A 22,985-nucleotide genomic window follows, 5' to 3' on the forward strand; every position below is an offset into this window, starting at 1 on the left:
TCAGGACGCGTCGTCACACGGATCCGAATCCGAGGCATGGATCGACGACGAAGAGGGCAGTATCGATGTGCATCGAGGGCGTGGCTTGCCGCAGTTGTTGAGGAACAACGAGGGTTTCCGAGGGTCCGAAAACCCGAACTGGACATCAGTGTGCCAAGTGGCTACACTGACCCTTTGCGCTGCCTGTTAGCTGCCTCCTGCCCGTCACCAGGGGCATGCCCTCGCTCGAGCACCGACGATTGGACCGTCCCTGACTTGGGATTTTCCATCTCTGCGCCCGGTCGAGGGGGCCGGTACGCGCGTAGTGAGTCCGAGCCCTCGGAAGGACCCCCTCTTGGCCGCCTCGCGCAACGCCTCGACCGCGAATACGAACAACGCCGCCAGCACCGCCCCGCTGCGCATCTCCTTTGCAAAGATCAAGGAGCCCCTCGAGGTTCCGAACCTGCTCGCGCTGCAGACCGAGAGCTTTGACTGGCTGCTCGGCAACACCGCCTGGCAGAGTCGGGTCGAGGAGGCTCTCGAGAGCGGACAGGACGTCCCCACCAAGTCCGGTCTGGAGGAGATCTTCGAGGAGATCTCCCCGATCGAGGACTTCTCCGGGTCGATGTCGCTGACCTTCCGCGACCACCGCTTCGAGCCGCCGAAGAACAGCATCGACGAGTGCAAGGAGCGCGACTTCACGTACGCCGCCCCGCTCTTCGTCACGGCCGAGTTCACCAATAACGAGACCGGCGAGATCAAGTCCCAGACGGTCTTCATGGGCGACTTCCCGCTCATGACGCACAAGGGCACCTTCGTCATCAACGGCACCGAGCGTGTCGTGGTGTCGCAGCTGGTCCGCTCGCCCGGTGTCTACTTCGATTCCTCCATCGACAAGACCTCCGACAAGGACATCTTCTCCGCCAAGGTGATCCCCTCCCGGGGTGCCTGGCTGGAGCTCGAGATCGACAAGCGCGACATGGTCGGTGTGCGTATCGACCGCAAGCGCAAGCAGTCCGTGACCGTCCTCCTCAAGGCCCTCGGCTGGACCACCGAGCAGATCCTCGAGGAGTTCGGCGAGTACGAGTCCATGCGCGCCACCCTGGAGAAGGACCACACCCAGGGCCAGGACGACGCGCTGCTCGACATCTACCGCAAGCTGCGTCCGGGCGAGCCCCCCACGCGTGAGGCCGCGCAGACGCTGCTCGAGAACCTCTACTTCAACCCCAAGCGCTACGACCTCGCGAAGGTCGGCCGCTACAAGGTCAACAAGAAGCTGGGTGCGGAGGCTCCGCTCGACGCGGGCGTCCTGACCGTCGAGGACGTCATCTCGACGATCAAGTACCTGGTGAAGCTGCACGCGGGTGAGACCGAGACGGTCGCCGACAACGGCCAGACGATCGTCGTCGAGACCGACGACATCGACCACTTCGGCAACCGTCGTCTGCGCAGCGTCGGCGAGCTCATCCAGAACCAGGTCCGTACGGGTCTGGCGCGTATGGAGCGTGTCGTCCGCGAGCGCATGACGACTCAGGACGTCGAGGCGATCACGCCGCAGACCCTGATCAACATCCGGCCGGTCGTCGCCTCCATCAAGGAGTTCTTCGGCACCAGCCAGCTCTCGCAGTTCATGGACCAGAACAACCCGCTGTCGGGTCTGACGCACAAGCGTCGTCTCTCGGCGCTGGGTCCCGGTGGTCTGTCCCGTGAGCGGGCCGGCTTCGAGGTCCGTGACGTGCACCCGTCCCACTACGGCCGTATGTGCCCGATCGAGACGCCCGAAGGCCCGAACATCGGTCTGATCGGTTCGCTCGCCTCCTACGGCCGCGTCAACGCGTTCGGTTTCGTGGAGACGCCGTACCGCAAGGTCGTCGACGGCATCGTCACCGACGAGGTCGACTACCTGACGGCCGACGAAGAGGACCGCTTCGTCATCGCGCAGGCCAACGCCACGCTCGACGACGACATGCGCTTCACCGAGAACCGCGTCCTGGTCCGCCGTCGTGGCGGCGAGGTCGACTACGTCCCCGGTGACGACGTGGACTACATGGACGTCTCGCCGCGCCAGATGGTGTCGGTCGCGACCGCCATGATCCCGTTCCTCGAGCACGACGACGCCAACCGTGCCCTCATGGGCGCGAACATGATGCGTCAGGCCGTGCCCCTCATCAAGTCCGAGTCCCCGCTCGTCGGCACCGGCATGGAGTACCGCTCCGCCGTCGACGCCGGCGACGTGGTCAAGGCCGAGAAGGACGGTGTGGTCCAGGAGGTCTCCGCCGACTACATCACCACGGCCAACGACGACGGCACGTACATCACGTACCGCCTGGCCAAGTTCTCCCGGTCCAACCAGGGCACCTCGGTCAACCAGAAGGTCATCGTCAACGAGGGCGACCGGATCATCGAGGGCCAGGTCCTCGCCGACGGTCCGGCCACCCAGAACGGCGAGATGGCGCTCGGCAAGAACCTGCTGGTCGCGTTCATGCCGTGGGAGGGTCACAACTACGAGGACGCGATCATCCTGTCGCAGCGCCTCGTGCAGGACGACGTCCTCTCCTCGATCCACATCGAGGAGCACGAGGTCGACGCCCGTGACACCAAGCTCGGCCCCGAGGAGATCACCCGGGACATCCCGAACGTCTCCGAGGAGGTCCTCGCCGACCTCGACGAGCGCGGCATCATCCGTATCGGTGCCGAGGTCATCGCCGGTGACATCCTCGTCGGCAAGGTCACGCCCAAGGGTGAGACCGAGCTGACCCCCGAGGAGCGCCTGCTCCGCGCGATCTTCGGTGAGAAGGCCCGTGAGGTCCGTGACACCTCGCTGAAGGTGCCGCACGGCGAGACCGGCAAGGTCATCGGCGTCCGCGTCTTCGACCGCGAGGAGGGCGACGAGCTTCCCCCCGGTGTCAACCAGCTGGTGCGCGTGTACGTGGCGCAGAAGCGAAAGATCACCGACGGTGACAAGCTCGCCGGCCGTCACGGCAACAAGGGTGTCATCTCCAAGATCCTGCCCATCGAGGACATGCCGTTCCTCGAGGACGGGACCCCGGTCGACATCATCCTCAACCCGCTCGGTGTGCCGTCCCGAATGAACCCGGGACAGGTCCTGGAGATCCACCTCGGCTGGCTCGCCAGCCGCGGCTGGGACGTCTCCGGTCTCGCCGACGACTGGGCGCAGCGTCTGCAGGTCATCGGCGCCGACTCCGTCGCCCCCGGCACCAACGTCGCGACCCCGGTCTTCGACGGTGCCCGCGAGGACGAGCTCGCCGGTCTGCTTCAGCACACCATCCCGAACCGCGACGGCGAGCGCATGGTGCAGCCGACCGGCAAGGCGAGGCTGTTCGACGGCCGCTCCGGCGAGCCGTTCCCGGACCCGATCTCCATTGGGTACATGTACATCCTCAAGCTCCACCACCTGGTCGACGACAAGCTGCACGCCCGGTCGACCGGTCCGTACTCGATGATCACCCAGCAGCCGCTGGGTGGTAAGGCCCAGTTCGGTGGCCAGCGCTTCGGTGAGATGGAGGTGTGGGCGCTGGAGGCTTATGGCGCCGCGTACGCCCTCCAGGAGCTGCTGACCATCAAGTCCGACGACGTCACCGGCCGTGTGAAGGTCTACGAGGCCATCGTCAAGGGCGAGAACATTCCTGAGCCCGGCATCCCCGAGTCCTTCAAGGTGCTCATCAAGGAGATGCAGTCCCTGTGCCTCAACGTGGAGGTGCTGTCCTCGGACGGCATGTCCATCGAGATGCGCGACACCGACGAGGACGTCTTCCGCGCTGCGGAGGAGCTTGGCATCGACCTGTCCCGGCGTGAGCCGAGCAGCGTCGAAGAGGTCTGACGGGAGTTCGGAGGCCTTCGCCATGAAGGCCTCCGGCCCCGGGACCCCCGTATCAGACCCCATGACTTACAACCCTGAGAGGGATTGACGCATAGTGCTCGACGTCAACTTCTTCGACGAGCTCCGGATCGGTCTGGCCACCGCTGACGACATCCGTCAGTGGAGCCACGGCGAGGTCAAGAAGCCCGAGACGATCAACTACCGCACGCTCAAGCCCGAAAAGGACGGACTCTTCTGCGAGAAGATCTTCGGTCCGACCCGGGACTGGGAGTGCTACTGCGGCAAGTACAAGCGCGTCCGCTTCAAGGGCATCATCTGTGAGCGCTGCGGCGTCGAGGTGACCCGCGCCAAGGTGCGTCGTGAGCGGATGGGCCACATCGAGCTCGCCGCCCCCGTCACCCACATCTGGTACTTCAAGGGTGTTCCTTCGCGCCTCGGCTACCTGCTGGACCTGGCGCCGAAGGACCTCGAGAAGGTCATCTACTTCGCGGCGTACATGATCACGTACGTCGACGAGGAGCGCCGTACGCGTGACCTGCCCTCCCTGGAGGCGCATGTCTCCGTCGAGCGGCAGCAGGTCGAGAACCGTCGCGACGCCGACCTCGAAGGCCGTGCCAAGAAGCTCGAGACCGACCTGGCCGAGCTTGAGGCCGAGGGCGCCAAGGCCGACGTGCGCCGCAAGGTGCGCGAAGGCGCCGAGCGCGAGATGAAGCAGCTGCGTGACCGCGCCCAGCGCGAGATCGACCGTCTCGACGAGGTGTGGACCCGCTTCAAGAACCTCAAGGTCCAGGACCTCGAGGGCGACGAGCTGCTCTACCGCGAGCTGCGTGACCGCTTCGGCACGTACTTCGACGGCTCCATGGGTGCCGCCGCGCTGCAGAAGCGTCTGGAGTCCTTCGACCTCGACGAGGAGGCCGAGCGCCTCCGCGAGATCATCCGCACCGGCAAGGGCCAGAAGAAGACCCGCGCCCTGAAGCGGCTGAAGGTCGTGTCTGCCTTCCTGCAGACCTCCAACAGCCCCAAGGGCATGGTCCTCGACTGCGTCCCGGTCATCCCGCCGGACCTCCGCCCGATGGTGCAGCTGGACGGTGGCCGCTTCGCGACCTCCGACCTGAACGACCTGTACCGCCGTGTGATCAACCGGAACAACCGACTGAAGCGGCTTCTCGACCTCGGCGCGCCCGAGATCATCGTGAACAACGAGAAGCGCATGCTCCAGGAGGCCGTCGACGCGCTGTTCGACAACGGCCGTCGTGGCCGTCCGGTCACCGGTCCGGGTAACCGCCCGCTGAAGTCCCTCAGCGACATGCTGAAGGGCAAGCAGGGTCGATTCCGTCAGAACCTGCTCGGCAAGCGTGTGGACTACTCCGCGCGTTCCGTGATCGTCGTCGGTCCGCAGCTGAAGCTGCACCAGTGCGGTCTGCCGAAGGCGATGGCGCTGGAGCTCTTCAAGCCGTTCGTGATGAAGCGGCTCGTGGACCTCAACCACGCGCAGAACATCAAGTCCGCCAAGCGCATGGTTGAGCGCGGCCGCACCGTCGTGTACGACGTCCTCGAAGAGGTCATCGCCGAGCACCCGGTGCTGCTGAACCGTGCTCCCACCCTGCACCGCCTCGGCATCCAGGCCTTCGAGCCGCAGCTGGTCGAGGGCAAGGCCATCCAGATCCACCCGCTCGTCTGCACCGCGTTCAACGCGGACTTCGACGGTGACCAGATGGCCGTCCACCTGCCGCTCTCCGCGGAGGCGCAGGCCGAGGCCCGCATCCTGATGCTGTCCTCGAACAACATCCTCAAGCCCGCCGACGGCCGTCCGGTGACGATGCCGACCCAGGACATGGTCCTCGGTCTGTTCTTCCTCACCACCGACGGCGAGCTGCGTGACACCAAGGGCGAGGGGCGTTCGTTCGCCTCCACGGCCGAGGCGATCATGGCGTTCGACGCCGGCGAGCTGGCGCTGCAGTCCGCGGTGGACATCCGCTTCCCGGTGGGCACCATCCCGCCGCGCGGCTGGACCCCGCCGGCGCGCGAGGAGGGCGAGCCGGAGTGGCAGCAGGGTGACAGCTTCCGTCTGAAGACCACGCTCGGCCGTGCGCTCTTCAACGAGCTGCTGCCCGAGGACTACCCGTTCGTCGACTACTCGGTGGGCAAGAAGCAGCTCTCCGAGATCGTCAACGACCTCGCCGAGCGCTACCCCAAGGTCATCGTGGCGGCGACGCTCGACAACCTGAAGGCGGCCGGCTTCTTCTGGGCGACCCGTTCCGGTGTCACCGTGGCCATCTCCGACGTCGTCGTTCCCGAGGCGAAGAAGGAGATCGTCCGCGGGTACGAGGCGCAGGACGAGAAGGTCCAGAAGCAGTACGAGCGCGGTCTGATCACCAAGGAAGAGCGCACGCAGGAGCTCATCGCGATCTGGACCAAGGCGACCAACGAGGTCGCCGAGGCGATGAACGCGAACTTCCCCAAGACGAACCCCATCTTCATGATGGTTGACTCGGGTGCCCGAGGAAACATGATGCAGATGCGGCAGATCGCCGGTATGCGTGGTCTGGTGTCGAACGCCAAGAACGAGACCATCCCGCGTCCCATCAAGGCGTCCTTCCGTGAGGGCCTGTCCGTGCTGGAGTACTTCATCTCCACGCACGGTGCCCGTAAGGGTCTCGCCGACACCGCCCTGCGTACCGCCGACTCGGGTTACCTCACCCGTCGTCTGGTGGACGTCTCGCAGGACGTCATCATCCGCGAGGAGGACTGCGGCACCGAGCGCGGTCTCAAGCTCCACATCGCGGAGGTCGGCGCCGACGGCGTGCTGCGCAAGGCGGAGGACGTCGAGACGTCCGTGTACGCCCGCTGCCTCGCCGAGGACATCGTCATCGACGGCAAGGTGCTGGCCCCGGCCGGCACCGACCTGGGTGACGTGCTCATCGACGAGCTGATCCTCCAGGGTGTCGCGGAGGTCAAGACCCGCTCGATCCTGACCTGTGAGTCCGCCGTCGGCACGTGTGCCATGTGCTACGGCCGCTCGCTGGCCACGGGCAAGCTGGTCGACATCGGTGAGGCGGTCGGCATCATCGCCGCCCAGTCCATCGGTGAGCCCGGTACCCAGCTGACGATGCGTACCTTCCACACCGGTGGTGTGGCCGGTGACGACATCACCCAGGGTCTGCCCCGTGTCGTCGAGCTCTTCGAGGCCCGTACGCCGAAGGGTGTCGCCCCGATCTCCGAGGCCCAGGGCCGGGTGCGGATCGAGGAGACCGAGAAGACCAAGAAGATCGTCATCACGCCGGACGACGGCAGCGACGAGACGGCGTTCCCGATCTCGAAGCGCGCCCGTCTGAAGGTCAGCGAGGGCGAGCACGTCGAGGTGGGCCAGCAGCTCACCGTGGGTACGCAGAACCCGCACGACGTGCTGCGCATCCTGGGTCAGCGTGCCGTCCAGGTCCACCTGGTCGGCGAGGTCCAGAAGGTCTACAACTCGCAGGGTGTGTCGATCCACGACAAGCACATCGAGATCATCATCCGGCAGATGCTCCGCCGTGTGACGATCATCGAGTCCGGTGACGCCGAGCTGCTGCCCGGCGAGCTGGTCGAGCGCTCGAAGTTCGAGACCGAGAACCGTCGTGTGGTCCAGGAGGGCGGTCACCCGGCCTCCGGTCGTCCGCAGCTGATGGGTATCACCAAGGCCTCGCTGGCGACGGAATCCTGGCTGTCGGCCGCCTCCTTCCAGGAGACGACCCGAGTCCTGACGGACGCGGCGATCAACGCCAAGTCCGACAGCCTCATCGGCCTCAAGGAGAACGTCATCATCGGTAAGCTCATCCCGGCCGGTACGGGCCTGTCCCGCTACCGCAACATCCGGGTCGAGCCGACCGAGGAGGCGAAGGCCGCGATGTACTCGGCCGTCGGCTACGACGACATCGACTACTCGCCGTTCGGCACGGGCTCCGGCCAGGCCGTCCCGCTGGAGGACTACGACTACGGTCCGTACAACCAGTAAGGCGTACGTCCACTGAAGGGCGGTCACCCCACGGGGGTGGCCGCCCTTCGGCGTTGTCGGGCCGGATGCTCGGCGTCAGCGCCCGCTCTCCAGATGGGCCTGCAGGTGGTGGAGCCGGGTGTGTACATCGGGGTGCGAGGCGAGAAGTCGCGCGATCACTCCCTCCTTCTCGGAGCGGACGTTCAGGGCCGGAGCGCCGGCGCGTGCGTGTTCCGCGTGGTCGAGGTCCTCGCGCAACACGGTCATCAACTGCTGTGCGAAGCCGAGCCCCGCCGCGTGTTCGTCGGCGCGGAGTTCCGAGCGGCGGGAGACGGCGGCCACCAGGTAGGGCGTGGCCAGTGGCAGGAGCACCAGGCCGTACGTGGCCGTCGCCAGGGCGAACGCGGCGGCGCCCAGTACGCCGATCACCACGGCGGCGACGCCCACGGAGAGGCGGTCGACCCGCCCGGCCAGCCATCTCAGCAGCCGCCAGGCGATCCTGGCCGGCAGCGTGTACCAGAACGTGAGCAGTGAGGCCCAGGCATGGCCGCCCGCGTGGTGGCCCAACTCGTGCGCGAGCACACCGGCGAGCCGACCGGGCGACAGCGTTCTGAGCGAGTGGCTGGTGACCCCGACGATGTGGCCCGCGGCGGCCATGGCGTTGATCTCGTCGCTGTCCTCCACCCACAGCTGGAACGCGTCCGCGTCCACACCGGCCCGCGCGGTCACCTGGAGCCAGACCGCCGTCAGCTTTCGCTCCTCCTCCTGCGTGGGGTAGCGCAGCCGGTACAGCCACCGGGCGAGGAGACGTTCGCAGGGCCGGTGGAAGGTCAGTCCCCCGCTCACGACCCAGAGGCCGAGCGGGATCCACCAAGGGGGTCCGAACAGGGCGTCGGCGGCGTACGACACCACGAAGACCACGGCCAGGCCCATCAGCACCTGCGGCGACCGGAGCGCGAGGCTCCCGAGCGTGGTGGCGTCCGCGCCCAGCCGGCGGGCCGATATGTGGACGCGGCCCGCGCGGGGCCCGAGGTCGTCGACGTCATCCGGAGGCTTTCGGCGGTTCTCGGACGCGTACGGGCCGGGGGCCGACTCGTACGGGGCGGAGTCGGATTCGTACGGCACGGACATGGCGCTCCTTGTCGGGGGCTGGACGGGGGGCTGGACGGGGGCGGGGTTCAGGCCATGAGCGCGGATCCGGGGAGCAGGACCGCGGCACAGCCGAAGGCGACCAGGCCCGTCCGGATCCAGAGGTGTTTGCGGGCCACGATGCGGCTGGTCTCGGCCAGTGCCGTGAAGAGGCCGGCGGCCGGGTCGCGCCCGGTCTCCGCCACGGCCTCGGCGAGCGCGCCGGCCCGGGCGGCGCGTCGTACGTCACCGAAGTAGGTGAGGGGCCGGCCGGGCTCCCAGCTGCTTCTCCGGTAGCGGGGCAGCACCGCAAGCAACAACGCGAACAACGCCGTGACCAGTGATGCCGCGCCCAGCCACCAGAGGAGCGCGGCGGTGGGGGAGAGCGCGGCGGGGCTCCAGCCGCGCCCGCCGAGCAGACCGGCCGTGATGCCGAGCGCCCCGACCAGGACGGAGGCCTTGGTGTCGGCACGGGCGATCTCGGCCCGGAGGTCGCCGAGCAACTGCATGCCCGACTGCACTTCCGGGGCGAGCGACTGCGCGGGTACGGCGCTCATGCCGGAGCCTCGCGGGTCTCGTCCTCGGGCGCGGTGCCGGACTTCAGGACGGTCGTCATCCACTTGGCCGTGAGCTGCCTCGGCTCCTCGAGCTGGTAGCTCTCCAGCCCCTCCTTGTCGAGCACCCGGTCGATCAGCTGGCGCTGCGTCTGGACCAGTTCCTTGCGCTCCTCGCCGAGGTGCTGGAGGACGAGTCGGGTGTCCTCGGGGTGTTCCGTCAGATGGAGCGCGAGCGCGGCTGTATCGCCCCTGGCCAGGCAGTCCTCGTAGAACGTGATCCTCTCGGCCCTGATGGCGGCCTCGTACTGCTGCCGCTGGGCCGAGGCCGCGTGCTCCGGTGGGGCCGCCTCCGCCTCGTGGCGTGCGCTGCGCAGCCGCTCCTGGTGGGTGCGTTCGGCGGCGTCGAGTCGCAGGCGGACCGTGACGGTGGCTCGCAGGCCCTGGTCGGCGCCGATCGGCGCGGCGTCGTTCAGCGCCCGCTGCACGGCCTGTTCGGCGTGGGAGCTCTCGGCGATGGCGTGACCGCGGCTCGCGGCGCGCATCAGCGGGACGAGTTCCCGGCTGAGGAGGCCCGGTACGTCACGTTCCTGGCTGGTGACGAAGCGGGCCGGGTCCATGACGCGCCAGGTGATGTCGGCGACGACGTCGAACTCGAAGCTGTCGACCTGACTGGGCAGCTGTTCGCGCAGTTGGAAGGAGTGCGGCTCGGTGTTCACCTCGTACAGGGCGACGTAGCGGCGGACGGTGGTGGGCCGGGCCGGTGGCAGAAAGGTCTCGTACGTGCCCTTGCGGGTCACGAAGACCAGGGCGTTGTCGATCCGGCTGACGAAACGGCGGCCGCCGAGGCGGAGGCGGGGCAGCTGCCAGACCCTGAGGACGGGGTCGGGGAACAAGGGGGACGGTGTCGGGGAGGGGGGCTCCTCCAGCCAGTCGGGTTCGTCGGGCTGGGGGTGTTTCTCGTTCATGGGCTGCTCCTGGTGGGGTCGGTCTGCTCCTGGTGGGATCGGTCAGGCGACGACCGTCAGCAGCCGTGCGGCCACTTCGGCGGTGTCCTCGTCGGAGTCGCGCACGGTGCGCAGGAGGTGGGTGACGCGCTGCTCGTTGGCGGGGGTGGCCGCGAGCGCGGGCAGCAGCGAGGCGAGTGCGACCTCGGACCTCCGGTCGCGGCCGGCGGTGAGGATCCAGCGGCGCAGGGCCCGCAGGGCCGGAGCGGTCTGCTCGTGGTCGCCGAGGGCGGCCTCCCAGAAGGCGGTCAGGTACTGGGCTTCCTCGCTCTCGTGGTCCGCCACGACCCGGGAGTACCAGTCGAGGACGATCGGGCGGTCGCCGTTCTCCTCGTACTGGTCGCACGCCTGGACGAAGGCGCGCAGCGCACGGTCACGGACGGCACGGTCGGGGTGGGGGTGCAGATACTCGGCGAGCGTGGTGAGCACCGGGCCCTTCACCGTGAGGAGGAGCAGTTCCAGCGCGTCCGCGAGTTGCTGGACGTCCTCCTCCTCGTCCTCGCCGTCGAGGGGCCGACGGACGGCGTCGAGCAAGGCGCGCAGGGTCGCCTCGTGGTGGGCGTGGCCCAGCAGGCCGTAGGCACGGACGGCCGTCCAGCGTCGGCTTCGGTGGTCGCCGGTGCACCAGCTGTGCAGGATCGCCGGGACCGGCGGAACCTCCAGCAGCACGGCCAGAGTCAGTGCGTTCGCGGCGGTCAGCCAGGCGTTGAAGCTGTTCGAGTCGGCCCAGGGTTCGATGAGGTGAGCCATCGCGGAGGCGAGTTCGGCCTGCGCGAGCAGCGCGGCGGCACCGGCCGCCCGGGTGCGCACGAGGGGGCGCCCGTCCTTGGCGAGCTGCTGGATCCAGCCCACCAGGCCGGGGCGCGCCGAGGGGTGGAGGTTCCACACCTCGCGCAGGAGCAGCCGGGCGATCCGCTCGTCCTGGAACCGGGCGACGAAGTGGCCGACCAGGCCCGACTCGGTGGCCTCGGTCTCCACCTGGCCTTCCGCCCGGGCGAGCTGGAGGCGCTCGGCGCGGGGGCTGCCGAAGACGGGGATGCGCGGCGGCTCGTCAGGGTTCTCGGTCCTGTGGAGGAGCTTGAAGAGGCCGTCCCCCAGCTCGGCGGCCACCGCGTAGGGGGCGCCGTCGAACACGGCCAGAGAGATCAGGAACGCCTTGTCGAGCAGTTTCGGCGTCTCCCCGGTCAGCCACCGGTCGATCTGGGCCACCGCGGCGGCCTCCCCGTGGGCGGCGAGCTCCTGTGAGTCGATCTCGCCCCGGTGCAGCGCGTCCAGGCGCTTCGCGAACTGGGCGGTCTCGTGCGGCGCATGCTCCCGCTCGAGGAACTCCTTGGCGTACGGCTGTCCGCTCAGCTCCGCCCAGGGCGCCTCGCCCACGGCCCGGGTGACGTGGGAGCGCAGCACGTCCTCGGTGGGCGGCGGCTCCCACGGTACGGAGGGCACGTCCGCCGGCACCGCGGACGGCTCGACCGTGATGACCAGACGGCCGCCGACGCGCTCCAGTTGCTCGCGCAGGCCCGCCAGGAAGGGGGCGCGCAGCGGGCGGTGGCGGCCGGTGGCCCAGTTGCACAGGACGTATCCGTCGGGGTGGTCCAACTCGTCGCGCAGGGCGGTGGGCGTGGTGTGCGGATCGAGGTCGCGCAGTCGGTCGACGCCGAGGCGGGCCAGCAGCATCATCGCGGCGGACCGGCGACCTGTGGCGTGCCCGCCGGTCAGGATCACGACCCGCTCGGCGCGCAGCCGGGCGAGCGCCTCGTCGAAGCGGGGGCCGTCACGGAAGACGGCCGTCAGCTCGTCGACGTCCGCCTGCGCGATCGGGCCCGAGATCCGGCGAGGGGGCTCGCCGCGGCTTCCGAAGTGGAAGATCGTGTCGCCGTAGTGGGTCCCGCCCGTCTGCCCGAACTGGTCGCCGTCGATCAGGGTGGACGCGAAGGCGCGGGCCGTGTGCCTGACCAGGTCCTGCCGCGCCTCCCAGGGCTTCTGCCGCTGTTCCGGGGCCTGGGACGACTCCTCCTGTTTCTCTTCGTCGTCCTTCGGTTGCTCGGTGGCCTTCGCCGAGCCGGCCACCGCGTCCTGGCTCACCGCCGCTCACCCCGGTCGGGCAGCCCGAAGTGGAGGCCGCCGTGGACGGTGCCGCCGGTCACGCCGTACTGGTCGCCGCCGATGTGGGTGTGGGTTCCTGACGTGTCGGGGGCCGCGGCCGACGCCGTCGTGGACGGCCGGGCGTCGATGTCGGTCCCCGGCCCGCCGTGCAGCCAGGCCACCGTCGGCCCCTCCTTCGTCTCCACGGTGACGCGGTGGAAGTCGTCCGGGCGCACGCCCAGCGGGCCGTGGCGTACTACCCCCTGGTAGATGCCGTCGGACACGCACAGCACGCCGTCCGCGTCCGACTGCTTGAGGGCGTCGCGCAGCGGGTCGGCGTTCAGGAGGCGTACGGCGTGGTTGAGGTCCGAGCCGACCCAGCCGTCGAGCTCGTCCACGGCCACGTAGCCGGAGGAGAGCACGATCCGCAGTCGCATCCGCGCGCTGCTCGCGAGCAGGCGGTTCTTGTTGTGGAGCAGCGCCGGGGTCTCGGTCAGGAGGGTCTTCAGCAGGGTCGGTACGGAGACCTGGGCGTCGATGAGTTCCATGACGGAGTCACCGCGGTCGGCGCGCAGCCGGATGGTCGCGTCGATGTCGGCGAGCGTGTCGTCGACGACGTCGTAGAGGACTCGGCGAAGGAACGCCTGTTCCACATCGTCGCGGCTGCCGAACTGTTCGATGTCGAAGAGGAGGATCGTGCGGAATACGGGGTCGGCCATGTCTGTCCCTGTCTGCCTCTCGCGAGTCGGTCCGTTTCATCGGCACGAAGCACGATGGCGGGCGGACGGCGCGCGGCCGAGGACCGATGACATGGACGAACTGTGACCGTGTGCACAGACAGAACCGTGTGCACAGACAGAACGGACGGCGGGCGTCCGGCAGCGGCACGGCGTCAGGCGGAGCCCTCGCCGATGATGCGCCGCAGGACGTCCGGGCGGAGTACGACGATGCGGCGGCGCCTGGTGACCACGACCTGCTTGGCCCGCAGGTCCTTGAGGAGGCGGGCCACCGCCTCACGGGAGGAGCCGACCGAGCCGGCGAACTCCTGCTGGCTGAGCCCGATGGTGAGTTCGACGCCCTCGTCGGTACGGCTGCCATGGGTGCGCATGAGTTCGAGCAGCAGGACGGCCAGCCGTTCGCGCACGGTGAGGGCGGCCCACTCCAGCCGACGGCGGTCGGTCGACCGCTGACGGTCGGTGGCCAGGCCCAGCAGCTGGAGGGAGACCTGGGGGCTGCCGGCGAGGAACGCGGTGAAGCGGGACTGGTCGATGGCCACCGCCTCGACCGGTTCCAACGCCGTCACCGTGGCCGCCCGGTGGCGTCCGCTGAGCGCGGCGCCTTCGCCGATGATGTCGCCGGGGCCGCGCAGGGCCAGCAGGGCCTCGTAACCGTTGGCCGCGATGGCCGTGACCTTGGTCCAGCCGTGCAGGAGGAGCACCACATGGGTGGACGGTTCGTCCTGGTGCATGATCACGCTGCGCGGCCGGTAGCGCAGCGGGCGGCCGGTGGCCAGCAGCGCGACCCGGTCGTTCTTCTCGATGCGCGCGAGGAAGGGGACGCGGTCGTCGAAGCCGTCGTCGTCCCACGCGTGTGCACGTCTTCCGGCCGTCCCCGCGGTCATGCCCGCCCCCGTGTTCACCTGTGCCGATGCCTCTGAGCCTCGCAATCAGTCAACGTACTTGAGGCGGACACGCAGGCAACGGGCCGCAATCGGCCAGGCGTGGCCGGAGCGCGGCTCTTGCGGAGCGGCTTCTTCCGGGTACGGGGTGTGGGACGCGCGGTAGCAGAACCGGTACACAAGTCCGGCCGGGGAACCCGTGCCGTGCGCCGTGTGTTGCAGCATCATGGAGGCACAACCGTCCGGGGGAGTGTTTCTCGTGTCCAATCCTTCGTGGCAGCCGATGCCGTGGCAGGCGCAGAGCAGCAGCCCGTCGATGCTCGCCGCCCATGCCGACCGTGAGCGGGCCGTGGATGTCCTCAGGGCGGGCTTCAGTGAGGGCCGCCTCCAGCAGGAGGAGTACGAGAAGCGCATCGAGAGGGCCTATCAGGCGCGCACCGTGGGAGAGCTCTCCCTGCTGGTCGCCGATCTGCCGCAGGGGCCGTCCGCGATGCATCCAGGGCCTGTGATGGGGCCGCCGATGGTGCCCGTGGGGCCGCCCATGGTGCCCAGGACCTTCATGCCCGTCCCGCCGCCGGTCACCAACGGCAAGGCCGTGGGGGCCATGGTGTGCGGCGTCGTGAGCACCATGACGATGGGGCTGACGGGGATTCCCGCGGTGATCCTCGGGCACATGGCCAAGGCGGAGATCCGGCGCACGGGGGAGGGCGGCGAGGGCTTCGCGCTCGCCGGGCTCATCCTCGGGTGGCTGTCCGTGGCGGGGTGGGCGTTCTTCCTCACGATCATGATCATCGCGGGGGTCGCGTCGAGCAGCGGATGACCAGGACGGCGGGGCCGCGCGTGGCGTTAAACCACCGCATGCCCATTTGTTTTGACCGTAGCGAATGAGGTAGGTACGCTCAGACCTTGTGCCTGGGGTGTGCCCTGGCTCGCGTGCGTGCCTTCAACCGCACGGCGAGTCGTAAGCGGTCACCGTGATCTGTGCCTTTCTGCCTCGCGGCGGGGGTCCGCAGTATTCGACACACCCGACCGCGTGGGTCGGTGAATGTTCCGGGTTAGCTTCACCATTCGGCACACAGAAACCGGAGAAGTAGTGCCTACGATCCAGCAGCTGGTCCGTAAGGGCCGGCAGGACAAGGTCGAGAAGAACAAGACGCCCGCACTCGAGGGTTCGCCCCAGCGTCGCGGCGTCTGCACGCGTGTGTTCACGACCACCCCGAAGAAGCCGAACTCGGCCCTGCGTAAGGTCGCGCGTGTGCGTCTGACCAGCGGGATCGAGGTCACCGCTTACATTCCGGGTGAGGGACACAACCTGCAGGAGCACTCGATCGTGCTCGTGCGCGGCGGCCGTGTGAAGGACCTGCCCGGTGTTCGCTACAAGATCATCCGTGGTTCGCTCGACACCCAGGGTGTCAAGAACCGCAAGCAGGCCCGCAGCCGCTACGGCGCCAAGAAGGAGAAGTAGAAATGCCTCGTAAGGGCCCCGCCCCGAAGCGCCCGGTCATCATCGACCCGGTCTACGGTTCTCCTCTGGTCACGTCGCTCATCAACAAGGTGCTGCTGAACGGCAAGCGCTCCACCGCCGAGCGCATCGTGTACGGCGCCATGGAGGGCCTGCGCGAGAAGACCAGCAATGACCCGGTCATCACGCTGAAGCGCGCGCTGGAGAACATCAAGCCGACCCTCGAGGTCAAGTCCCGCCGTGTCGGTGGTGCGACGTACCAGGTTCCGATCGAGGTCAAGCCCGGTCGCGCCAACACGCTCGCGCTGCGCTGGCTGGTCGGTTACTCCCGCGCCCGTCGCGAGAAGACCATGACCGAGCGTCTGCTCAACGAGCTTCTCGACGCCTCCAACGGCCTCGGTGCCGCTGTGAAGAAGCGCGAGGACACGCACAAGATGGCCGAGTCCAACAAGGCCTTCGCGCACTACCGCTGGTAGTCGCTACCCCCATCGAGACCGAGAGAAGACCGAAGCCTTATGGCTACCACTTCACTTGACCTGGCCAGGGTCCGCAACATCGGGATCATGGCCCACATCGACGCGGGCAAGACGACCACCACCGAGCGGATCCTCTTCTACACCGGCGTCAGCTACAAGATCGGTGAGGTCCACGACGGCGCTGCCACCATGGACTGGATGGAGCAGGAGCAGGAGCGTGGCATCACGATCACCTCTGCTGCCACCACCTGTCACTGGCCGCTCGAGGGTGTCGACCACACCATCAACATCATCGACACCCCGGGGCACGTCGACTTCACCGTCGAGGTGGAGCGTTCGCTCCGCGTCCTCGACGGCGCCGTCACGGTGTTCGACGGTGTCGCCGGTGTGGAGCCGCAGTCCGAGACGGTGTGGCGTCAGGCCGACCGTTACGGCGTACCGCGCATCTGCTTCGTCAACAAGCTGGACCGTACCGGCGCCGAGTTCCACCGCTGCGTGGACATGATCTCGAGCCGCCTGGGTGCCGTCCCGCTCGTCATGCAGCTGCCGATCGGCGCCGAGATGGACTTCAAGGGCGTTGTGGACCTGGTCCGCATGAAGGCGCTCGTGTGGTCCGCCGAGGCCGCCAAGGGCGAGATGTACGACGTCGTCGACATCCCGGCCACGCACACCGAGGCTGCCGAGGAGTACCGCGGCAAGCTGGTCGAGGCCGTCGCGGAGAACGACGACGAGATCATGGAGCTGTTCCTGGAGGGCCAGGAGCCCACCGAGGAGCAGCTGTACGCCGCGATCCGTCGCATCACCATCGCGACCGGCAAGTCCGACGGCGTCACGGTCACCCCGGTGTTCTGTGGCACCGCGTTCAAGAACAAGGGCGTCCAGCCCCTGCTCGACGCGGTCGTGCGCTACCTCCCGACCCCGCTCGACGTCGAGGCCATCGAGGGCCACGCCGTCAACGACGCGGAGGAGGTCGTCAAGCGCAAGCCGTCCGACGACGAGCCGCTGTCCGCGCTGGCGTTCAAGATCATGAGCGACCCGCACCTCGGCAAGCTCACCTTCGTCCGGGTCTACTCGGGCCGCCTGGAGTCCGGCACCGCCGTGCTGAACTCCGTCAAGGGCAAGAAGGAGCGCATCGGCAAGATCTACCGCATGCACGCGAACAAGCGTGAGGAGATCGACTCGGTGGGCGCCGGCGACATCATCGCCGTCATGGGTCTGAAGCAGACCACGACCGGTGAGACGCTGTGCGACGACAAGCAGCCGGTGATCCTGGAGTCCATGGACTTCCCGGCGCCGGTCATCCAGGTCGCCATCGAGCCCAAGTCCAAGGGTGACCAGGAGAAGCTGGGTGTCGCCATCCAGCGTCTCGCGGAGGAGGACCCCTCCTTCCAGGTCCACTCGGACGAGGAGACGGGCCAGACCATCATCGGTGGTATGGGCGAGCTGCACCTCGAGGTGCTGGTCGACCGTATGCGCCGTGAGTTCAAGGTCGAGGCCAACGTCGGCAAGCCGCAGGTCGCGTACCGCGAGACGATCCGCAAGGCCGTCGAGCGCGTGGACTACACCCACAAGAAGCAGACCGGTGGTACCGGTCAGTTCGCCAAGGTGCAGATCGCGATCGAGCCCATCGAGGGCGGCGACGCCTCGTACGAGTTCGTGAACAAGGTCACCGGTGGCCGTATCCCGAAGGAGTACATCCCTTCGGTGGACGCCGGTGCGCAGGAGGCCATGCAGTTCGGCATCCTCGCGGGCTACGAGATGACGGGCGTCCGCGTCACGCTCATCGACGGTGGCTACCACGAGGTCGACTCCTCCGAGCTCGCCTTCAAGATCGCCGGTTCGCAGGCCTTCAAGGAGGCCGCGCGCAAGGCCAGCCCCGTGCTGCTCGAGCCGATGATGGCCGTCGAGGTCACCACGCCCGAGGACTACATGGGTGAGGTCATCGGCGACATCAACTCCCGCCGTGGCCAGATCCAGGCCATGGAGGAGCGGGCCGGTGCCCGCGTCGTGAAGGGTCTCGTGCCCCTCTCGGAGATGTTCGGCTACGTCGGAGACCTCCGCAGCAAGACGTCGGGTCGCGCAAGCTACTCGATGCAGTTCGACTCCTACGCCGAGGTTCCGCGGAACGTCGCCGAGGAGATCATCGCGAAGGCCAAGGGCGAGTAACGCACCGCGTTCCCACGCTTTAGGCTTGACTCCGGAGCCTCAAGGGGCAAACACCCGCAAACACGGATGTTTGCCCCGGGACCCGGATTTTCCAGCAAAGATCACCTGGCGCCGATGAAGCAAGGCGTTCAGAACCACTCCACAGGAGGACCCCAGTGGCGAAGGCGAAGTTCGAGCGGACTAAGCCGCACGTCAACATCGGCACCATCGGTCACATCGACCACGGTAAGACGACCCTCACGGCCGCCATTACCAAGGTGCTGCACGACGCGTTCCCGGACCTGAACGAGGCCTCGGCGTTCGACCAGATCGACAAGGCTCCCGAGGAGCGTCAGCGCGGTATCACGATCTCGATCGCGCACGTCGAGTACCAGACGGAGACCCGTCACTACGCCCACGTCGACTGCCCCGGTCACGCGGACTACATCAAGAACATGATCACGGGTGCGGCGCAGATGGACGGCGCCATCCTCGTTGTCGCCGCCACCGACGGCCCGATGCCGCAGACCAAGGAGCACGTGCTCCTGGCCCGCCAGGTCGGCGTTCCGTACATCGTCGTCGCCCTGAACAAGGCCGACATGGTGGACGACGAGGAGATCCTGGAGCTCGTCGAGCTCGAGGTCCGTGAGCTGCTCTCCGAGTACGAGTTCCCGGGCGACGACCTGCCGGTCGTCAAGGTCTCGGCGCTCAAGGCGCTCGAGGGCGACAAGGAGTGGGGCCAGTCCGTCCTCGACCTGATGCAGGCCGTCGACGAGAACATCCCGCAGCCCGAGCGTGACGTCGACAAGCCGTTCCTGATGCCGATCGAGGACGTCTTCACGATCACCGGTCGTGGCACCGTCGTCACCGGTCGTATCGAGCGTGGTGTCCTCAAGGTCAACGAGACCGTCGACATCGTCGGTATCAAGCAGGACAAGACCACCACCACGGTCACCGGCATCGAGATGTTCCGCAAGCTGCTCGACGAGGGCCAGGCCGGTGAGAACGTCGGTCTGCTGCTCCGCGGCATCAAGCGCGAGGACGTCGAGCGCGGCCAGGTCATCATCAAGCCCGGTTCGGTCACGCCGCACACCGAGTTCGAGGCCCAGGCCTACATCCTGTCCAAGGACGAGGGTGGCCGCCACACGCCGTTCTTCAACAACTACCGTCCGCAGTTCTACTTCCGTACGACGGACGTGACGGGCGTTGTGACCCTCCCCGAGGGCACCGAGATGGTCATGCCGGGTGACAACACCGAGATGTCGGTGCAGCTCATCCAGCCCATCGCCATGGAAGAGGGCCTGAAGTTCGCCATCCGTGAGGGTGGCCGGACCGTGGGCGCCGGCCAGGTCATCAAGATCACGAAGTGATCTTGAACTGACCCGGTAGGTCTCGAAGAGGCCCGTACGACTTCGGTCGTACGGGCCTCTTTGTCATGCCCCGCCGCCATGCCCGGTTGCCAGGCCCGGACGGGTGCGCGTGCGAAGGCGGCGAGGACGCGTGCGCAGGCTTCGAAACTATTCGACGCGTACGACCCGTTGTTCCCACGGTTCACTCCCCTCACCATTTGTCATGCCGCTGAGCAAATACGGGACGTCTTCGGGTCGAGGGGTGAGGCATGTCTGGACGCGTCAGCCGCAGGGCCGTTCTCGGGGTGGGGGCCGGGGTGGTGGCACTGCCGGTACTGCCGGGGGTGGCACGCGCGGCCGACGCCGAGGGGTTCGCGTCGACGGAGTCGGGGGCGTACCTCTCCTTCTCGCCGACGAGGGGCGCCTTTCCGCTCGTGGGTGCCCCGGTCGTCGTGAGCCCCGAGGATCACCCGGGAGTCGTACGGGTGGCAGGGGACCTCCGTGACGACCTCGAGCGGGTGACGGGCGTACGGCCGGGGCGGGCCCTGGCGCGGGAGGTGGTCCTGGTGGGGACCATCGGGCGGAGTCCGCTGATCGACGGGCTGGTGGAGTCCGGGAAGCTGGACGTCGGCGGGGTGCGGGGCGAGTGGGAGACCTCGCTGCAGACGGTCGTCGAGCGGCCGATGCCGGGGGTCGAGCGGGCGTTCGTCGTCGCGGGCAGCGATCCGCGCGGAACGATCTTCGGGGTGTACGACGTCTCGTACGGCATCGGGGTCTCGCCCTGGTACTGGTGGGACGACGTGCCCCCGGCGCACCGGGACGAGGTGTACGTCCTGCCGGGCCGCTTCAGTCAGGGCACGCCGGCGGTGAAGTACCGGGGGATCTTCATCAACGACGAGAACCCGGCGCTCGGGACCTGGGCGCCGGTGTACTTCGGGCCGGGGAAGGCGCCCGGTCACCCCGGGGGCTTCAACGCGGACTTCTGGGCGAAGGTCTTCGAGGCGCTGCTCCGGCTGAAGGGGAACTACGTCTGGCCGGCGGTGTGGGGGCGGGCCTTCGCCGAGGACGACCCGGAGAACCATGCGCGGGCGACGGCCTATGGGGTTGTCATGGGCACGTCTCACGAGGCGCCCATGATGCGGGGCATCGAGGAGTGGAACCGGCACGCGGTCCCGGCGGTACGGGACAGCGCGGGCAATGTGGTGACCCCAGGGCGCGACCCCTACGGGGGCACGGGCGAGTGGTCGTACCGGCGGAACGCCGAGGCCATCAAGGCGTACTGGCGCGACGGCATCAAGCGCATGGTCGACGAGGACTTCGAGGGCGTCGTCACGCTCGGCATGCGGGGCAACGGCGACACGAGCCTGCCGGACGGCGACGGCATCGAGCTGATGCGGGAGATCATCGCGACCCAGCGCGGGATCATCGCGGAGGTCACCGGTCGGCCGGTGGAGGAGACCCCGCAGGTGTGGACTCTCTACAAGGAGGTCCAGCGGTACTGGGACCGGGGGCTGCGGGCGCCCGAGGACGTCACGGTCGTGCTGACGGACGACAACTGGGGGAACATCCGCAAGCACCCGGACCCCGGTGAGCCGCGCCTCGGGGGTTTCGGCCTGTACTACCACTTCGACTACGTGGGCGTCGGGCGCAACTACAAGTGGGTCGACACGGCGAACCTGGCGAATCTGTGGGAGCAGCTGCACGAGGCGATGTCCTTCGGGAACCGCGGGCTGTGGGTGGCGAACGTCGGTGATCTGAAGGGGAACGAGCTGCCCACCGAGTTCTTCCTGGACTACGCCTGGAATCCCGGGCGTTGGGGCCTGGAGAAGCTGGGGGAGTGGGAGCGGAGGTACGCGCGGCAGAACTTCGGGGAGCGGGCCTCCGCGGAGATCGCCGAGGTGTTGAGCGCGTACGGCCGCCTCCAGGCCCGCCGCAAGCCCGAGCTGCTGAACCGCCGGATCACGGTGGCCGAGGGCACGGGTGAGGTGGTCTACGACGACGAGGAGACGCCTTTCTACTTCGGCCACCGGGAGCTGGAGCGGGTCACGGAGGAGTGGCGGGCGCTGGCGAAGCGGGCGGAGCGGGTCGGCGGGCGGCTGCCGGCGCGGCTGCGGGACACGTGGTTCGAGCTGGTCGGGTACCAGGTGGAGGCGACCGCGAACGTCTACGCGCTGCGCGAGGCGGAGTTCAAGAACCTGCTGTACGCGGGCCAGGGGCGGGCGGCGACGAACGCGTGTGCGGCCGCGGCGGAGGCGGCTCTGGAGCGGGACCTCGCGCTGGCCGATCGCTTCAACTCACAGGCGGCGGGCGGCAAGTGGCGGGGTTTCCAGACCCAGCCGCACATCGGGTACGGGGACGTGGAGCGGTACGGCCCGAACGCGGGGTGGCAGCAGCCGGAGCGGAACAATGTGGCGCTGCCGGACGAGATCTTTCCCAAGGTGCGGCGGGTGGAGGTACCGGAGGCCGCCGAGCTGGGGGTGGCGGTGGACGGTTCGGAGGACGCGGGCAAGTGGTGGCCCCGGTCCGCTGCGGAGGCCGTGCTTCCGGTGTTCAGCCCGTACCAGACCCGCCCCGGGCAGTACGTCGAGGTCTTCAACCGCGGGCGTACGCCCTTCTCGTACCGCATCGAGTCGTCGGTGCCGTGGCTGGTGGTGGAGCGGGCGCGGGGGCGGGTCGAGGAGCAAGTGCGGGTTGGGGTGCGGGTGGACTGGGGGCGGGTGCCGGCGGGCGGTGCCGAGGGGACGTTGACGGTGAGCGGGGCGGGGGCGTCGGTGACGGTGAAGGCCGTCGCGGAGAAGCCGTCGGCGCGGGGGCTGCGGGGCTTCGTCGAGGCGGGCGGGTATGTGGCGATCGACGCGGAGCACCATGCGCGGGCGGTCGGCGCCGACGGCATCCGGTGGCGGCGGATCGAGGGGATCGGCCGTACGGGAGCCGGGGTGACGCCCTGGCCGGTGACGGCGCCGCGCCAGACACCGGGCGGGACCGGGCCGCGTCTGGAGTACGAGGTGAGCCTGCTGTCGGTGCCGGCGACGGGTGAGGTGACGGTCTGGGCGTATGTCTCGCCGAGGAACCCGGCGCTGCCGACGGGCGGCCTGAGGTACGGGATCTCTTTTGACGAGGGTGCCGTGCGGACGGTCGACATCAACGCCGTCACCGGTGCCGACGACGGGCTCATGAACAGACAGTGGGCGCGCAACACCTCGGACAACGTGAACGTGACGGCGACCAGGCATGCGATCGCTCGGCCCGGGGTGCACCGGCTGAAGTTCTGGATGGTCGACCCGACGGTGGTGCTGCAACGGCTGGTGATCGACACGGGTGGGCTGACACCGACGTATCTGGGGCCGCTGGAGAGCCACCGGATCTGAGAA

At 68.3% G+C, this 22,985-nt stretch carries 14 protein-coding genes; 8 read left to right on the forward strand and 6 right to left on the reverse strand.

What is annotated here, in order from left to right:
* Positions 1–334: 334 nt before the first annotated feature.
* Together rpoB and SGFS_RS35155 are read left to right on the forward strand one after the other, a co-directional pair.
* The gene (rpoB, locus tag SGFS_RS35150) at positions 335–3,820 is read left to right on the forward strand and encodes a DNA-directed RNA polymerase subunit beta (protein ID WP_286256211.1); all 3,486 of its coding nucleotides are present in this window, start codon (positions 335–337) and stop codon (positions 3,818–3,820) included.
* A 94-nt stretch (positions 3,821–3,914) separates the two neighbouring features.
* The gene (locus SGFS_RS35155) at positions 3,915–7,814 is read left to right on the forward strand and encodes a DNA-directed RNA polymerase subunit beta' (protein WP_286256212.1); all 3,900 of its coding nucleotides are present in this window, start codon (positions 3,915–3,917) and stop codon (positions 7,812–7,814) included.
* A gap of 75 nt (positions 7,815–7,889) precedes the next feature.
* Here SGFS_RS35155 and SGFS_RS35160 read toward each other — a convergent pair whose 3' ends face one another.
* From SGFS_RS35160 to SGFS_RS35185, 6 genes are all read right to left on the reverse strand, one after another.
* The gene (locus SGFS_RS35160) at positions 7,890–8,924 is read right to left on the reverse strand and encodes a M48 family metalloprotease (RefSeq protein WP_434028103.1); all 1,035 of its coding nucleotides are present in this window, start codon (positions 8,922–8,924) and stop codon (positions 7,890–7,892) included.
* 47 nt (positions 8,925–8,971) lie between these two features.
* On the reverse strand, positions 8,972–9,478 hold the full coding sequence (locus tag SGFS_RS35165; protein WP_286256214.1) for a Pycsar system effector family protein: 507 nt from the start codon (positions 9,476–9,478) through the stop codon (positions 8,972–8,974).
* Positions 9,475–10,443 carry a hypothetical protein gene (locus SGFS_RS35170; RefSeq protein ID WP_286256215.1) on the reverse strand — a complete coding sequence of 323 codons (969 nt, stop codon included), beginning with the start codon at positions 10,441–10,443 and terminating at the stop codon, positions 9,475–9,477. Before SGFS_RS35170 ends, SGFS_RS35165 begins: the two co-directional genes overlap by 4 nt.
* 42 nt (positions 10,444–10,485) lie before the next feature.
* Positions 10,486–12,564, reverse strand: coding sequence for a hypothetical protein (locus tag SGFS_RS35175; RefSeq protein WP_286256216.1), 2,079 nt, complete (start codon positions 12,562–12,564; stop codon positions 10,486–10,488).
* A complete protein-coding gene (locus SGFS_RS35180; protein ID WP_286256217.1) occupies positions 12,561–13,283 on the reverse strand; it encodes a hypothetical protein in 723 nt (240 codons plus the stop codon). The genes SGFS_RS35175 and SGFS_RS35180 overlap by 4 nt, the downstream gene beginning before the upstream one ends.
* Positions 13,284–13,456: 173 nt before the next feature.
* Positions 13,457–14,185, reverse strand: a complete 729-nt coding sequence (locus tag SGFS_RS35185) for a Crp/Fnr family transcriptional regulator (RefSeq protein WP_286256218.1) — start codon at positions 14,183–14,185, stop codon at positions 13,457–13,459.
* Positions 14,186–14,498: 313 nt separating this feature from the next.
* On the opposite strand from SGFS_RS35185, the gene SGFS_RS35190 reads away from it, so the two are divergent.
* From SGFS_RS35190 to SGFS_RS35215, 6 genes are all read left to right on the forward strand, one after another.
* Positions 14,499–15,002, forward strand: a complete 504-nt coding sequence (locus tag SGFS_RS35190; protein ID WP_350284098.1) for a DUF1707 and DUF4190 domain-containing protein — start codon at positions 14,499–14,501, stop codon at positions 15,000–15,002.
* Between the two features lie 273 nt (positions 15,003–15,275).
* Positions 15,276–15,647, forward strand: coding sequence for a 30S ribosomal protein S12 (gene rpsL / locus SGFS_RS35195; RefSeq protein ID WP_003948652.1), 372 nt, complete (start codon positions 15,276–15,278; stop codon positions 15,645–15,647).
* Positions 15,648–15,649: 2 nt separating this feature from the next.
* Positions 15,650–16,120, forward strand: coding sequence for a 30S ribosomal protein S7 (rpsG, locus tag SGFS_RS35200; RefSeq protein ID WP_005481264.1), 471 nt, complete (start codon positions 15,650–15,652; stop codon positions 16,118–16,120).
* 39 nt (positions 16,121–16,159) lie between these two features.
* Complete coding sequence (gene fusA, locus SGFS_RS35205) at positions 16,160–18,286, forward strand: elongation factor G (RefSeq protein WP_286256220.1); 2,127 nt, start codon at positions 16,160–16,162, stop codon at positions 18,284–18,286.
* A gap of 155 nt (positions 18,287–18,441) precedes the next feature.
* Entirely contained in the window at positions 18,442–19,635 is a 1,194-nt protein-coding gene (gene tuf, locus SGFS_RS35210; protein WP_286256221.1) for an elongation factor Tu, read from the forward strand.
* Between the two features lie 248 nt (positions 19,636–19,883).
* Positions 19,884–22,982 carry a glycosyl hydrolase 115 family protein gene (locus tag SGFS_RS35215; protein WP_286256222.1) on the forward strand — a complete coding sequence of 1,033 codons (3,099 nt, stop codon included), beginning with the start codon at positions 19,884–19,886 and terminating at the stop codon, positions 22,980–22,982.
* Positions 22,983–22,985 lie beyond the last annotated feature (3 nt).

The sequence above is a fragment of the Streptomyces graminofaciens genome (assembly GCF_030294945.1).
GTDB classification, from domain to species: domain Bacteria; phylum Actinomycetota; class Actinomycetes; order Streptomycetales; family Streptomycetaceae; genus Streptomyces; species Streptomyces graminofaciens.

What these genes read in the sequence shown, in the direction of transcription:
- SGFS_RS35160 (WP_434028103.1), bottom strand. Translation starts at nt 8,924, where the DNA reads ATGTCCGTGCCGTACGAATCCGACTCCGCCCCGTACGAGTCGGCCCCC.
- SGFS_RS35165 (WP_286256214.1), bottom strand. Translation starts at nt 9,478, where the DNA reads ATGAGCGCCGTACCCGCGCAGTCGCTCGCCCCGGAAGTGCAGTCGGGC.
- SGFS_RS35170 (WP_286256215.1), bottom strand. Translation starts at nt 10,443, where the DNA reads ATGAACGAGAAACACCCCCAGCCCGACGAACCCGACTGGCTGGAGGAG.
- SGFS_RS35180 (WP_286256217.1), bottom strand. Translation starts at nt 13,283, where the DNA reads ATGGCCGACCCCGTATTCCGCACGATCCTCCTCTTCGACATCGAACAG.
- SGFS_RS35185 (WP_286256218.1), bottom strand. Translation starts at nt 14,185, where the DNA reads ATGACCGCGGGGACGGCCGGAAGACGTGCACACGCGTGGGACGACGAC.
- SGFS_RS35190 (WP_350284098.1), top strand. Translation starts at nt 14,499, where the DNA reads ATGCTCGCCGCCCATGCCGACCGTGAGCGGGCCGTGGATGTCCTCAGG.
- rpsG (WP_005481264.1), top strand. Translation starts at nt 15,650, where the DNA reads ATGCCTCGTAAGGGCCCCGCCCCGAAGCGCCCGGTCATCATCGACCCG.
- fusA (WP_286256220.1), top strand. Translation starts at nt 16,160, where the DNA reads ATGGCTACCACTTCACTTGACCTGGCCAGGGTCCGCAACATCGGGATC.
- SGFS_RS35215 (WP_286256222.1), top strand. Translation starts at nt 19,884, where the DNA reads ATGTCTGGACGCGTCAGCCGCAGGGCCGTTCTCGGGGTGGGGGCCGGG.